Source organism: Streptomyces sp. MMS24-W38 (assembly GCF_059889265.1).
In genome coordinates, this window is sequence record NZ_JCBCPP010000001.1 from 3,271,593 (window position 1) to 3,284,980 (window position 13,388).

The 13,388-nt window shown below is 69.5% G+C and carries 12 protein-coding genes and 1 tRNA gene; 5 read left to right on the forward strand and 8 right to left on the reverse strand.

What is annotated here, in order from left to right; translation table 11 throughout:
• The first annotated feature begins 282 nt into the window (after positions 1 to 282).
• The 5 genes from AC6F7H_RS13695 (at position 283) to AC6F7H_RS13715 (ending at position 4,213) form a co-directional block, all read left to right on the forward strand.
• Positions 283 to 1,272, forward strand: coding sequence for an ABC transporter ATP-binding protein (locus AC6F7H_RS13695; RefSeq protein WP_500761801.1), 990 nt, complete (start codon positions 283 to 285; stop codon positions 1,270 to 1,272).
• Positions 1,262 to 2,179, forward strand: coding sequence for an ABC transporter permease (locus tag AC6F7H_RS13700; RefSeq protein ID WP_500757287.1), 918 nt, complete (start codon positions 1,262 to 1,264; stop codon positions 2,177 to 2,179). Before AC6F7H_RS13695 ends, AC6F7H_RS13700 begins: the two co-directional genes overlap by 11 nt.
• Positions 2,176 to 3,087 carry an ABC transporter ATP-binding protein gene (locus AC6F7H_RS13705; RefSeq protein WP_279335041.1) on the forward strand — a complete coding sequence of 304 codons (912 nt, stop codon included), beginning with the start codon at positions 2,176 to 2,178 and terminating at the stop codon, positions 3,085 to 3,087. Before AC6F7H_RS13700 ends, AC6F7H_RS13705 begins: the two co-directional genes overlap by 4 nt.
• Positions 3,088 to 3,100: 13 nt before the next feature.
• Entirely contained in the window at positions 3,101 to 3,820 is a 720-nt protein-coding gene (locus AC6F7H_RS13710; protein ID WP_500757288.1) for an ABC transporter permease subunit, read from the forward strand.
• 304 nt (positions 3,821 to 4,124) lie between these two features.
• Positions 4,125 to 4,213 (forward strand) — tRNA-OTHER (locus tag AC6F7H_RS13715).
• 84 nt (positions 4,214 to 4,297) lie between these two features.
• Here AC6F7H_RS13715 and AC6F7H_RS13720 read toward each other — a convergent pair.
• From AC6F7H_RS13720 to AC6F7H_RS13755, 8 genes are all read right to left on the reverse strand, one after another.
• Positions 4,298 to 5,101: an HAD family hydrolase gene (locus AC6F7H_RS13720; RefSeq protein ID WP_500757289.1), complete on the reverse strand. Its 804-nt coding sequence runs from the start codon at positions 5,099 to 5,101 to the stop codon at positions 4,298 to 4,300.
• Complete coding sequence (gene serS, locus AC6F7H_RS13725) at positions 5,098 to 6,375, reverse strand: serine--tRNA ligase (RefSeq protein ID WP_500757290.1); 1,278 nt, start codon at positions 6,373 to 6,375, stop codon at positions 5,098 to 5,100. The genes AC6F7H_RS13720 and serS overlap by 4 nt, the downstream gene beginning before the upstream one ends.
• 613 nt (positions 6,376 to 6,988) lie before the next feature.
• Entirely contained in the window at positions 6,989 to 7,921 is a 933-nt protein-coding gene (gene pheA / locus AC6F7H_RS13730) for a prephenate dehydratase (protein ID WP_500757291.1), read from the reverse strand.
• Between the two features lie 70 nt (positions 7,922 to 7,991).
• Complete coding sequence (gene efeB / locus AC6F7H_RS13735; RefSeq protein ID WP_500757292.1) at positions 7,992 to 9,284, reverse strand: iron uptake transporter deferrochelatase/peroxidase subunit; 1,293 nt, start codon at positions 9,282 to 9,284, stop codon at positions 7,992 to 7,994.
• 6 nt (positions 9,285 to 9,290) lie between these two features.
• On the reverse strand, positions 9,291 to 11,390 hold the full coding sequence (locus tag AC6F7H_RS13740) for a copper resistance CopC/CopD family protein (RefSeq protein ID WP_500757293.1): 2,100 nt from the start codon (positions 11,388 to 11,390) through the stop codon (positions 9,291 to 9,293).
• A gap of 13 nt (positions 11,391 to 11,403) precedes the next feature.
• Positions 11,404 to 11,877 carry a copper chaperone PCu(A)C gene (locus AC6F7H_RS13745; protein ID WP_500757294.1) on the reverse strand — a complete coding sequence of 158 codons (474 nt, stop codon included), beginning with the start codon at positions 11,875 to 11,877 and terminating at the stop codon, positions 11,404 to 11,406.
• Positions 11,874 to 12,524 carry an SCO family protein gene (locus AC6F7H_RS13750; RefSeq protein ID WP_500757295.1) on the reverse strand — a complete coding sequence of 217 codons (651 nt, stop codon included), beginning with the start codon at positions 12,522 to 12,524 and terminating at the stop codon, positions 11,874 to 11,876. The genes AC6F7H_RS13745 and AC6F7H_RS13750 overlap by 4 nt, the downstream gene beginning before the upstream one ends.
• A gap of 91 nt (positions 12,525 to 12,615) precedes the next feature.
• On the reverse strand, positions 12,616 to 13,365 hold the full coding sequence (locus AC6F7H_RS13755) for a YcnI family copper-binding membrane protein (protein WP_500757296.1): 750 nt from the start codon (positions 13,363 to 13,365) through the stop codon (positions 12,616 to 12,618).
• Between the last annotated feature and the right edge of the window lie 23 nt (positions 13,366 to 13,388).

The following is a 13,388-nucleotide window of genomic DNA, read 5'->3' on the forward strand; positions in this document are numbered from 1 at the left end:
AGATGTGCATCACGCGATCAATTTCGCCCAGGATGTTTGATCCACAGCCAAGTGTGGTTATCCACAGCGGGATGGGGTTCCCCTGTGGACAACCGCTTCGGAGTTCCACCAGCCTTCTCAGAAGGACGGCTTCCTCCGGGCGATCCGGCGCACCGCCCATGTCCCGCACCACTCCCCGGTGAAGGACCCCCTACGGGCCCGTACGACTCCAGGGGGACTCCAAGACGGCTCTCCGGTCTGACGACTCACGTGGTGCGGGCCACTAACGTCGGGGACGTGACTGTGATCGCGACCGAAAGCCTGAGCAAGCGGTTCCCCAGGGTGACCGCGCTTGACCGGCTCTCCATGGATGTTGGGCCCGGTGTGACCGGACTCGTCGGAGCCAACGGAGCCGGCAAGTCCACACTGATCAAGATCCTTCTGGGTCTGTCCCCCGCCACGGAGGGCCGCGCAGAAGTGCTCGGCCTCGACGTCGCGACCAAGGGCGCCGCCATCCGCGAGCGGGTGGGCTACATGCCGGAGCACGACTGCCTGCCGCCGGACGTCTCGGCCACCGAGTTCGTCGTCCACATGGCCCGCATGTCCGGCCTGCCGCCCACCGCCGCGCGGGAGCGCACCGCGGACACCCTGCGCCATGTCGGCCTGTACGAGGAGCGCTACCGCCCCATGGGCGGCTACTCCACCGGCATGAAGCAGCGTGTGAAGCTCGCACAGGCCCTGGTGCACGACCCGGAACTGGTCTTCCTGGACGAGCCGACCAACGGTCTCGACCCCGTCGGCCGCGACGAGATGCTCGGCCTGATCCGCCGGATCCACACCGACTTCGGCATCTCGGTCCTGGTCACCTCCCACCTGCTGGGCGAACTCGAGCGCACCTGCGACCACGTGGTCGTCGTCGACGGCGGCAAGCTGCTGCGCTCCAGCTCCACCACGGACTTCACCCAGATCACGACGACCCTCGCGATCGAGGTCACCGACACCGACGAGCACCCGGACGGCACCCGCGCGGTGCGTGACGCGCTCCACACACGCGGGGTGACCGTCCAGGACGGCAGCGGACTGCCGGGCGCCGGCCACATCCTCCTGCTCACGACACAGGGTGAGGAGACCTACGACCTGGTGCGGGACGTGATCGCCGATCTCGGGCTCGGCCTGGTGCGCATGGAACAGCGCCGCCACCACATCTCCGAGGTCTTCAAGAACGACACCGACACCGCGGCCGACACCGGCAACGGCGAGCAGCGGAAGGAGGCGGTCGGCCATGGCGGTTGAGCAGCCCCTGCGGACACCCGCACCGACGTCGGGTGACCAGACCCGAATCCACAACATCGGTTACCGCTCCTACGACGGCCCCCGCCTCGGCCGCTCCTACGCCAGGCTCTCGCTGTTCTCGCAGTCCCTGCGCGGCTCCTACGGCCTCGGCCGCTCGGTGAAGTCCAAGGTGCTGCCGATGCTGCTGTTCGTGGTGATGTGCGTGCCCGCCGCCATCATGGTGGCCGTCGCCGTGGCCACCAAGGCGAAGGAACTGCCCGTCGACTACACGCGCTACGCGATCATCATGCAGGCCGTCATCAGCCTGTACGTCGCCTCGCAGGCACCCCAGTCCGTCTCGCGCGACCTGCGCTTCAAGACCGTGCCGCTGTACTTCTCGCGGCCCATCGAGACCGCCGACTACGTACGGGCCAAGTTCGCGGCCCTGGCCACGGCCCTGTTCATCCTGACCGCCACTCCCCTGCTGGTGCTCTACGTGGGTGCGCTGCTGGCCGAACTCGACTTCACCGACCAGACCAAGGGATTCGCACAGGGACTCGTCTCCGTGGCACTGCTCTCGCTGCTCTTCGCCGGTATCGGCCTGGTCATCGCCGCGGTCACCCCGCGCCGCGGCTTCGGCATCGCCGCCGTGATCGCCGTCCTGACCATCTCCTACGGAGCGGTCTCCACCCTCCAGGCGATCGCCGAGTTCCAGGGCAGTTCCGGGGCGATCGCCTGGATCGGGCTGTTCTCGCCGGTCACTCTCATCGACGGTGTGCAGTCCGCCTTCCTCGGCGCGAGCTCCACCTTCCCGGGCGGAGTGGGCCCGACGAACGGCGAGGGCGTGGTGTACGTCCTCTTCACCCTCGGCCTGATCGCGGCCTGCTACGGCCTCCTGACGCGCCGCTACCGGAAGGTGGGCCTGTGACCACGCTCTCCATCGACCATGTCTCCCGCTGGTTCGGCAACGTGGTCGCCGTCAACGACATCACCATGACCGTCGGCCCCGGCGTCACCGGCCTGCTCGGCCCCAACGGCGCCGGAAAGTCCACCCTCATCAACATGATGGCCGGCTTCCTCGCTCCCTCCACCGGCACCGTCACCCTCGACGGGCAGGCGGTGTGGCGCAACGAGAAGATCTACCGGCACATCGGTATCGTCCCCGAGCGCGAGGCGATGTACGACTTCCTCACCGGCCGCGAGTTCGTCCTCGCCAACGCCGAACTGCACGGGCTGGGCGCCAAGGAGGCTCAGCGGGCACTGGCGACGGTCGAGATGGAGTACGCGCAGGACCGCAAGATCGCCACGTACTCCAAGGGCATGCGACAGCGAGTGAAGATGGCCTCCGCGCTGGTCCACGAGCCGTCCCTGCTCCTGCTGGACGAGCCGTTCAACGGAATGGACCCGCGCCAGCGCATGCAGCTGATGGACCTGCTGCGGCGCATGGGCGACGAGGGCCGCACCGTGCTGTTCTCCTCCCACATCCTCGAGGAGGTCGAGCAGCTCGCCTGGCACATCGAGGTCGTCGTCGCCGGCCGGCACGCGGCCAGCGGTGACTTCCGCAAGATCCGCCGGCTGATGACGGACCGCCCGCACCGTTACCTGGTGCGCTCCAGTGACGACCGCGCCCTCGCGGCCGCGCTGATCGCGGACCCGTCCACGTCCGGCATCGAGGTCGACCACGGTGAGGGCGTGCTGCGGATCCAGGCCGTCGACTTCGGCCGCTTCACGTCCCTGCTGCCCAGGGTCGCGAAGGAACACGGCATCCGCCTGCTCACGGTCTCGCCGTCCGACGAGTCCCTCGAGTCCGTCTTCTCGTATCTCGTCGCGGCGTAGGAGGCCGAACACTATGTACGACCCCACAGTCGCCCGGCTCACCTACCGGGCCCTGCTCGGCCGTCGCCGGGCCCTCATCCTGGGCGCCCTGCCGCTGCTGCTGATCGCGATCTCCCTGGCGGTGCGAGCCCTCGCCGGTGCCGACGACCAGACCGCGGCCGACATCCTCGGCGGGCTGGCGCTCGCCACCATGGTGCCGATCATCGGTGTCATCGCGGGTACCGGTGCGATCGGCCCCGAGATCGACGACGGCTCGGTGGTCTACCTGCTGTCCAAGCCGATCAAACGGCCCACGATCATCTACACCAAGCTGATCGTGGCGATCGCCGTGACGATGGTCTTCTCGGCGGTGCCCACCCTGGTCGCGGGCTTCATCCTGAACGGCAACGGCCAGCAGATCGCCGTCGCCTACACGGTGGCCGCGCTGGTCGCCTCCATCGCGTACGCGGCGCTCTTCCTGCTGCTCGGCACGGTCTCCCGGCACGCGGTGGTGTTCGGTCTGGTCTACGCGCTGGTCTGGGAGGCCCTGTTCGGTTCCCTGGTGCCCGGTGCCCGCACGCTGAGCGTCCAGCAGTGGTCGCTGGCGGTGGCCCAGAAGGTCGCCGGCGGTGACCTGGTCACCTCGGACGTCGGTCTGACGACCGCGACGATCCTGCTGGTCGTCGTCACCGTGCTGGCCACCTGGTACGCCGGTCAGAAGCTGCGCACGCTCACGCTCGCAGGCGAGGAGTGAGGGCTTCCGGTCGAGTGGCGGGCGGCGGCCGGGCAGGCGCCGCCCGCCACGTTCAAATTCGGTGGCGCCGGACCCCCTCGGCGGGCAGAGTGGTGGTGTCCGCATCGCCGGGAAGGTCCGGCGCCGTCTGCTGGGAGAGGAGCGGGGCGATGTCCATGCACGGCAGTACGTCCGGCTCCCGTCAGGGCAGCCCACGGCGGATTCCGGAGTAATCCCTACTGCTCCGTCGAGTCCGTCCCGCACGGGGACCTGCCCGGGGCGGCCGCTTCGAGCACGCGCACATCGTCGCGTGGGCCGCCCACCCGGAGGATTGGCCGAGTGGTAAGGCACTGGCTTGGTTCAAGCCATGGTCGGGCTTGGAAGCCCGCGCACGTTCGATCCGTGCATCCTCCGCCGAACGCCGAACGCCGAACGCCGAACGCCGAACGCCGAACGCCGAACGCCGAACGCCGAACGCCGAACGCCGAACGCCGGGCCTCAGCCCAGCAACCGCTCCACCACCACCGCGATTCCGTCCTCCTCGTTGGAGGACGTCACCTCGTCGGCCACCGCCCGCAGATCCTGGTGGGCGTTGGCCATGGCGACGCCATGCGCGGCCCAGGCGAACATCGGGATGTCATTCGGCATGTCGCCGAACGCGATCGTCCCCGTGGCCTTCGCCCCCAGCCGACGAGCGGCCAGGGACAGCCCGGTGGCCTTGGACAGACCGAGAGGGAGCAGTTCGACGATGCCCTCGCCCGCCAAGGTGACGGTGACGAAGCCGCCCGCGGTGCGTGTGGCCGCATCGGCGAGTTCGTCGTCGGTGAGGGTCGGGTGCTGGATGTACACCTTGTTCAGCGGCGCAGCCCACAGGTCCGACGCGTCCGTGAACGGAATCGCGGGCAGCGGTCCCCGCACTTCGTAGCCGGGTCCCACCAGCACCTCGCCGTCCAGCCCGTCACGGCTCCCGGCCAGGTGCAGCGGACCGACCTCCGCCTCGATCTTGGCCAGCGCCACCGCGGCCAGCTGCCGGTCCAGCGTCACCGAGGTGAGCAGCCGGTGTGCTCCCGCGTCGTACACCTGGGCACCCTGTCCGCAGACGGCGAGCCCCTGGTAGCCGAGGTCGTCGAGGATGGGCCGGGTCCAGGGGACCGCGCGCCCGGTGACGACGATGTGGGCGGCACCCGCCGCGGTGGCCGCGACGAGCGCGTCACGGGTGCGGCGGGAGACCGAGTGGTCGTCACGCAGCAGCGTGCCGTCGAGGTCGGTGGCGATGAGCTGGTAGGGGAACGGCGTACTCACTTGGCAACCGGTTCCAGGAACTCCCGACCACCCAGGTACGGACGCAGCACCTCGGGCACCCGCACCGAGCCGTCCGCCTGCTGGTGGTTCTCCAGGATCGCCACGATGGTGCGCGGCACGGCGCACAGGGTGCCGTTGAGCGTGGCCAGCGGACGCACCGTCTTGCCGTCACGCACCCGGATCTGGAGCCGGCGGGACTGGTACTCGGTGCAGTCCGAGGTCGAGGTCAGCTCGCGGTACTTGCCCTGGGTCGGGATCCACGCCTCGCAGTCGTACTTGCGTGAGGCCGAGGAGCCCAGGTCGCCCGAGGCGACGTCGATCACACGGAACGGCAGTTCCAGCGACGTCAGCCACTGCTTCTCCCACTCCAGCAGCCGCTGGTGCTCCGCCTGCGACTCCTCGGGAGTGACGTAGGAGAACATCTCGACCTTGTCGAACTGGTGCACGCGGAAGATGCCGCGGGTGTCCTTGCCGTGCGAACCGGCCTCGCGGCGGAAGCAGGGCGAGAAGCCCGCGTAGCGCAGCGGCAGCCGGTCGGCGTCGATGATCTCGTCCATGTGGTACGCGGCGAGCGGTACCTCGGACGTGCCGACCAGGTAGAGGTCGTCCTTCTCGAGGTGGTAGACGTCCTGGGCCGCCTGGCCGAGGAAGCCGGTGCCCGCCATGGACTGGGGACGGACCAGGGCCGGGGTCAGCATCGGTGTGAAGCCGGCCGCGGTGGCCTGGGCGATCGCGGCGTTCACCAGCGCCAGCTCGAGCAGGGCGCCGACGCCGGTCAGGAAGTAGAAGCGCGAGCCGGAGACCTTGGCGCCGCGCTCGACGTCGATGGCGCCGAGGAGCTGACCGAGCTCCAGGTGGTCCTTGGGCTCGAATCCCTCGGCGCCGAAGTCGCGGGCGGTGCCGTGCGTCTCCAGCGTGACGAAGTCCTCCTCACCGCCGACGGGGACGTCGGGGTGGACGAGATTGCTCAGCCGGCCCAGGAGCTCCTGGGTCTCGGCCGCTGCCGTGTCCCGCTCGGCGTCGGCCGCCTTGACGTCGGCGGCGAGTGTGCCGGCCTTCTTCAGCAGCTCGGCCTTCTCGTCGCCGGTGGCCTTGGGGATGAGCTTGCCGAGCGCCTTCTGCTCGGCGCGCAGCTCGTCGAAGCGGACGCCGGACGACCTCCGCCGTTCGTCGGCGGACAGGAGGGAGTCGACGAGCGCGACGTCCTCTCCACGGGCACGCTGCGAAGCGCGCACACGGTCGGGGTCCTCACGGAGCAGGCGAAGGTCAATCACGCGGTCAAGGCTACCGGTGCGCGGTGACAGCACACGACTCACTATTCCGAGGGGATCGATCACATTCCGTTATGGGGGATGTGTGCAATATGTCCTCGAAGTCGATGGGATCAACGGGGGTGACGGGGTGATCGACGGGTGGTCGCCGGAAGGTGTCCTGGGTGGTCAATGCGAGAGGTCCACTCCTCGGAAGGAGTCAGTCACACAGGGGCCCGTTGACTGGAATTCCTTGCGAGAAACGGGGCTCGAGGTCTGGTTGTCCACAGGTGTCCACGGCCTTTCGAAAGTTATCCACAGGGTGTGAAGGGAATCTGTGGACGCTGGAATCGATCGCTCCGAAACGCGTGGCCGGAGGGGGGGATTCCCGGTGCGAACTCCCCTTACCTCCACTTTCGAGGCGGTAGAGGTCGTTCCAAAGGGTTGCCGAAAGGGAAAGAGTGGACGAAGGGCGATCCATGGGTGCGTGAATGCAATCCAGGACACTGGGGAGATTTATCGACCGAATGGGGCAATGCTGTCGACTTGTCCCCAGGTCGAGAAGCGGACCTGTGGATAACTTCTGTGGATAACGAAAATCAGCAGGTAGGACCGGCCCTACCCCGGCTGGGGCCCCTCAGAACCGGCCGTCCTGGCATCGCGCCACCCAGTCCGCCGCGGACGCGAACTCGGTGTCCGACGTCCCGGGCAACGGATCCCGTACCTCTGCCGGCTGCACATCCGCACGCGGGTACGAACCGAGGAAGCGCACTTGAAGACAGACCCGCTTGAGTCCCATCAGCGTCTCGGCCACCCTGCGGTCCGAGATATGGCCCTCGGCGTCGATGCAGAAGCAATAATTGCCGATACCGGCACCGGTGGGCCGGGACTGGAGCAGCATCAGGTTGACGCCCCGTGTGGCGAACTCGCCCAGCAGGTCGCGCAGGCCGCCGGGGTGGTCGTTGCGCTGCCACAGCACGATGGACGTCTTGTCCGCACCCGTGGGTGCGGCGGGCCGGGCCGGGCGTCCGACCAGCACGAAGCGGGTCTGGGCGTTCTCGGCGTCATGGATTTCGGTCTCCAGGACCTCCAGCCCGTACCGGGCCGCTGCGAACTCGCCGGCGAAGGCCGCGTCGTACCGGCCCTCCTGCACCAGACGGGCCCCGTCCGCGTTGGAGGCGGCCGATTCCCAGGCGGCGTTCGGGATGTGCTGCTTCAGCCAATTGCGTACCTGTGGCTGGGCGGCAGGGTGGGCGGTGACCGTCTTGATGTCCGACAGCTCGGTGCCGGGGCGGACGAGCAGCGCGAAGGTGATCGACAGCAGCACCTCACGGTAGATCATCAGAGGGGTGCCCGCGACCAGTTCGTCGAGGGTGGTGGTGATGCCGCCCTCGACGGAGTTCTCGATGGGGACGAACGCGGCCTCGGCCTCACCGGCGCGTACCGCGTCGAGTGCGGACTGCACGGACACATACGGGATCAGCTCCCGGGTGGCCGCCTCCGGAAGGGTACGCAGGGCCACCTCGGTGAAGGTGCCCTCGGGGCCGAGATACGCATAGCTCGCTGGCATGGCCTCACCCTAATGGGCTCACGCCGACCGCATCTTCGTCTGTGCTCCCAGGAGTGACGCGAGGCGACTTTCACCCCTCCAGCAACCGCTGTCCCACATACTCACCCTCTGCCGCGCCGCCCGGCACCGCGAACAGTCCGCTCGCCTCGTGCCGGAGGTACGGCGTCAGCGCGTCCCCCCGGTCCAGCTTGCGCTGTACCGGTACGAAGCCTCGCAGCGGGTCGGCCTGCCAGCAGATGAACAGCAGACCCGCGTCGGGCAAGCCGTCCGCGTCGATGCCGTCGTGGTACGAGAGCGGGCGCCGGAGCATCGCCGCGCCGCCGTTCTGGTCGGGGCGGGTGATCCGGGCGTGGGCGTTGATGGGGACCACCAGATTTCCTCTGGAGTCCGTCTTCTCCAGGTCCATCTCGGACGTCTCGGTGCCTCCGGACAACGGTGCCCCGTCGGACTTGCGGCGCCCGATGACGGCCTCCTGCTCCTTGACCGCGAGTTCCTCCCAGTCGTCTAGAAGCATGCGGATGCGCCGTACGACGGCGTATGAGCCGTTCGCCATCCACGCGGGCTCGCCGTTTTCCGGTACGAAGATCCGCTGGTCGAAGTCCGGGTCGGCCGGCTTCGGATTGCGGGTTCCGTCGACCTGGCCCATCAGGTTGCGGGCGGTCATGGGCCGAGCGGTGGCACCCGGTGTGCGGTTGAAGCCGTTCATCTGCCAGCGCACCCGGGCCGCCGAACCGGCGTCCTTCTGTACGGCGCGCAGTGCGTGGAAGGCGACGAGGGCGTCATGGGCGCCGATCTGCACCCACAGGTCGCCGTTGCTGCGTGCCTTGTCCAGGTGGTCGGAGGAGAAGTCGGGCAGCGGGTCCAGGGCGACCGGACGCTGTTCCTCCATGCCGGTGCGTTCGAAGAAGCTGTGGCCGAAGCCGAAGGTGACGGTCAGCGAGGAGGGACCGGCGTCGCGGGCCACATCGGTGTCGCCGTCGGCACTCGGCTCGCCCGCCATCAGCCGCCGGGCCGTCTCCGACCAGCGGCGCAGCAGGGCAGCGGCCTCCTTGCGCCCGGCGCCCGGCGCCAGGTCGAAGGCGACGAGATGGCCGCGGGCCGAGAGCCCCTGGGTGATGCCGGGCTGATGTTTCCCGTGAAACATTGCCTTGCCCTCACCCACCGAGGCCAGTGGAGTCGCCCCGGAGGGCGCGGCGGCGTAGCCCGCGGCGCTGCCCGCCGCGCCGAGCACGAGCCCGGTGGCCCCGGCGGTGCCGAGCAGACGGCGGCGGGAGATGCCCTTCCGGTCGGCCGGTACGGCGACTCCTTCCCGGGTTGCCGGCGCCGCGGGAATGCGGGCCTCCGGAGTGGACTGGTCAGTCATGGTGGTTCAGCCGATCTGCGCGTTCTTGGAGACGGTCACCTGGTCGATGTCGGAGGTCCGCACGGTCACCTCGACCGTCCAGTCGCCCGCCATGGGGATCTGCACACCACTCGCCGACCAGTGCCCGGCGGCGACGCGGTCGGGCACGACGGGCAGCGGCCCGATGTCCTTGGAGGAGAGGGTGAAGGCGATCTTCAGTTCGGGGACGTCGAGGGTCTCGCCGTCGGTTCGCTCCACATAGATGTGCATGTCGTTGCCGCCCACGCGCGCGGGGTTCAGATCGATCGTGACGACGCCCTCGCCCTCCTTGCCGCCGGTGTCGAACGGCATGTTCAGGGTCACCGCACCGGTTCCCTGAGCGGACGAGGGTGACGAGGGGGCGGAGGACGAGGAAGCGGCCTTGACCTCCTGTTCCGTACGCCCCGGCTCGGTCTGCGTCAGCACGGTGGTGATCGCGAGCAGGACGACGGCGACACCGGCCTCGGCGAGCACCGAGTGACGCAGCCCGAAGCGGTTCGGGTCGGCGTCCCGCAGCCGCTTCTGCCGGGTGGTCTCCACGGCTGCCCGCTGCCGGGCGAGCTGAGCGGCCCGCGCGGAGTCCTCGCCGGCCTTCGCCCCGGGGCCGGACGCTTCCGTCGTCCGGATCTCGGCCTGCCCCGTGCCGACCGCGGCCGTCACCCGTTCCACATCGGTGTCGGTGTCGGTGTCGGTGTCGGTGTGAGCCGTGGCTTCGGGCCCGGCCTTCTTCGTCCCGGTCCCGGCTTCCCGGGCACCGGCCGTCTCAGTACCGGTCTCCCCGGCACCGGTCTTCGCAGTGGCCACGGCCGCCACGGGTTCCGTCTCGGCCGTCTCCCGGCGGCCCGCCGGCTCGCCCGTCCCGACGAGTCGTGCCGTCCACCGCCGAGAGAAGTACGCCAGCCCGACCATGACCACCACGAGCCCGATCTTGGCGAGCAGCAACTGCCCGTACCGGGTGTCGGTCAACGCCGACCAGGAGCCGAGTTGCCGCCAGCTCTGGTAGATCCCGGTGACGACCAGGGCGACCACACTGCCGAACGCGAGCCGCGAGAACCGCTGGACGGCGGCCGCGTCGACGGCGGTCTCGGCGGGGGCCCGGTAGAGCGCCACGAGCAGGGCGGTGAGTCCGCCGAGCCAGGCGGCGACGGCCAGCAGATGGACGATGTCGACCGGCATCGCGATGCCGGGCTGGAGCCCCTGGGAGGCGTGCTCGGACATGGCCCAGCTCGCGGCGAGCCCGGCCGCCACGACCGTCCCCCCGACCGCGAGCCCGAAGGTCAGGTCCCGCTTCTCCGCGTCGTCCCGCTGGTCCTGGGCGGCCCCGAAGAGCACCGCGATGAACAGCGCCGCCGCGGCGAGCAGCAGCAGCCGCGACACCAGTGCCGCGCCGGTCTTGGTCTGCAGCACCTCCCCGAGCAGCGACATGTCGAAGATGTCGCCGACTTTGCCGGAGCGCGTGTAGGAGCCGCGCAGGAGCAGCAGCGCGAGGGTGGCCGCGGTGAGGGTGAGCCACCCGGAGACGACCAGCCGCTGTACCGCCCGTACACCGGCGCCGGGCCGCCAGCAGGCCAGCGCGAACGCGGCTCCACCGGCCATGACCACGAACCCGGCGTACGACATGTACCGCCCGAAGCCGTACAGCCAGCCCACCGGCCCGTCGTCGGACGCCTGGGCGGAGGCCTGGACGGAGGTCTCGGAGGGGGCGCCGATGGAGAAGGTGAAGGCGCCGGCGACGGGATGGCTGTCCGCGGACACCACCTGGTAGGTGACGGTGTAGGTGCCGTCGGGCAGTCCGCTGAGCAGTTGCACGGTGTACGTCGTGCCGCTCGGGTTGGCGGGGGCGCCCTTGTCGGCCCGTTTGCCCTTGGGGTCGAGGACGCGTAGGGAGTCGTCGCTCACCGCGATCGGTTCGGAGAAGGTGAGCGAGACCTGGGTGGGGGCCTTGTCGACCACCGTCCCCTGCCGGGGGTCGCTGCCGGTCAGCGCGGCGTGCGCGGACGCGGGAGCGGCCCCGGCGAGGAGCGCGCCGGTGACGGCCAGCAACAGCAGCAGCAGGATCCGGACGCGGGGGGCGATGGTCTGGGTCACGGGGGTGTCTCCCTCAGTGTCCGTGCTTCGGGGTGTAGGTGGCGGGCTTCACCGGTATCTCGACCGTGACGGGGTCGGAGTGGGCGAAACGCAGCTCGACGGAGACCTTCTGACCCTGCTTCGGCTTCCGCTTCAGCTGCTCGAACATCAGGTGGGTGCCGCCGCTCTCGAGCACGAGACTGCCGCGGGCCGGGACGTCGAGCCCGTCGACCTCCCGCATGGAGCCGTCGATGGTCTCGTGCACGGTGACGCGTTCGGCGATGTCACTGCTGACCGAGGTCAGCCGGTCGTCCGCGCCGCCCTTGTTGCTGATGACGAGAAAGCCGGCCGCCAGGTCCGACACCGGCTGCGGCATGTACGCGGAGTCGACGGACAGTTCGGCCGTGTCACTGCCGGAGTCCGAGCCGCCGGAGCCCGGGTCGCCGCAGCCGGCCAGGGTCAGTGCCCCGGCGACGGCCACCGCGGCGAGCGCGAGACGACGCCTCACGGGTTCTCACCCTTGATGATGCGGGGGAGGTCCTTGGTGTAGTCCTCGACGGTGGCGTCCTCGCCGTACAGGAGGTAGCCGCCGTCGGTCTTCGGGGAGAAGGCGATGACCTGGGTGCCGTGGTCGGAGACGACCTGGCCCTTGTCGTCCTTGCGCGGTGCGTTGATCGAGATGCCGAGGGTGCGGGCGCCGGCCTGGATCGTGTCGAAGTCGCCGGTCAGGCCGACGACCTGGTCGTCGATGCCCTTGAGCCACTTGCCGAGTGCGGCGGAGGTGTCCCGCTCGGGGTCGGTGGTGACGAACACGATCCGCAGCTCGTCCTGCTGGTCCTGGGGCAGTTGCTTCTTGGCCACCGCGAGGTTGTTCATGGTCAGCGGGCAGACGTCGGGGCAGTGCGTGTAGCCGAAGTAGATCAGCGTGGGCTTGCCGGCGGTCTCCTCGCGGAAGTCGTACTCCTTGCCCTGCGTGTCGGTGAGGACGAGGTCCGGCTTCTCGAACGGCTTGTCGAGGGCTGTGGCCGCCTTCTCCGCGCCGGCCTCCTCGGAGACCACGGCGACGGGCTTGCCGCTGTCGCCGCTGTCGCAGGCGGAGAGAGTCAGGGTGGCGGCGGCGAGCAGGGCCGCCGCGGTGAAGGTCTTCTTACGCATGATGCTTTCCAGGGATGTGAGTTCTCCGGCGCGCACCGGGGCTCCACGGGACCGTGGGTGACCCCGGTGCACGCCGTCCAGCGGGTAGGGGTCAGGCGGAGGTGCGCCGACGCCCGGCGAGCACGCCGTAGGCGACGCCCGCGGCGCCGACGACGATGCCGACGATGCCCAGGACGCGGGCGGTGGTGTCGGTGCCGCCGGAGTCGGCGGCCGCGGTGGTTTCCGCGGCTGCCTTCTCGGCGTCCTCGGCGGAATCGGCGTCGTCAGCCTTGTCGTCCGACGCACCGTGCGAGTGGCCGTCGGCGGAGGCCTCGGACAGGGCGAGGACGGGAGCCGGGTAGTCGGGCTCGTCCTTGCCCTCCTGCGGCACCTCGATCCAGCGGACGACCTCCTTGTTGGAGTACGTCTGCAGGGCCTTGAAGACCAGTTCGTCGGCGTTCTCCGGCAGGGTGCCGACGGACACCGGGAACTTCTGGAAGAAGCCCGGCTCGATGCCGTCGCCGTCGGCGGTCCAGGTGACCTTGGTGACGGCCTCGTCGATCTTCTTGCCGTGCATCTCCAGCGGCTTGTCCAGCTTGGACTTGGTGACCTTGACGTCCCAGCCGTCGACCGGCTGCGGCATCACGGAGGCCAGCGGGTGGTCGGTCGGGAAGGCCACTTCGAGCTTGGTCGTCGACGCGTCGTCGCGCTCGTTGGGGACCTTGAAGTTCACCACCGCGTAACCGCCCTTGGCGGCCTCGCCCTCGGGCTGCACGCTGACGTGCGCGAAGGCGGGGGCGGACAGGGTGAGGACGGCGACACCGGCGACGGCGCCGACGGCGGCGATACGGGAAGCCTTCATGGCAGAAGCACTCCGCTTCAGTT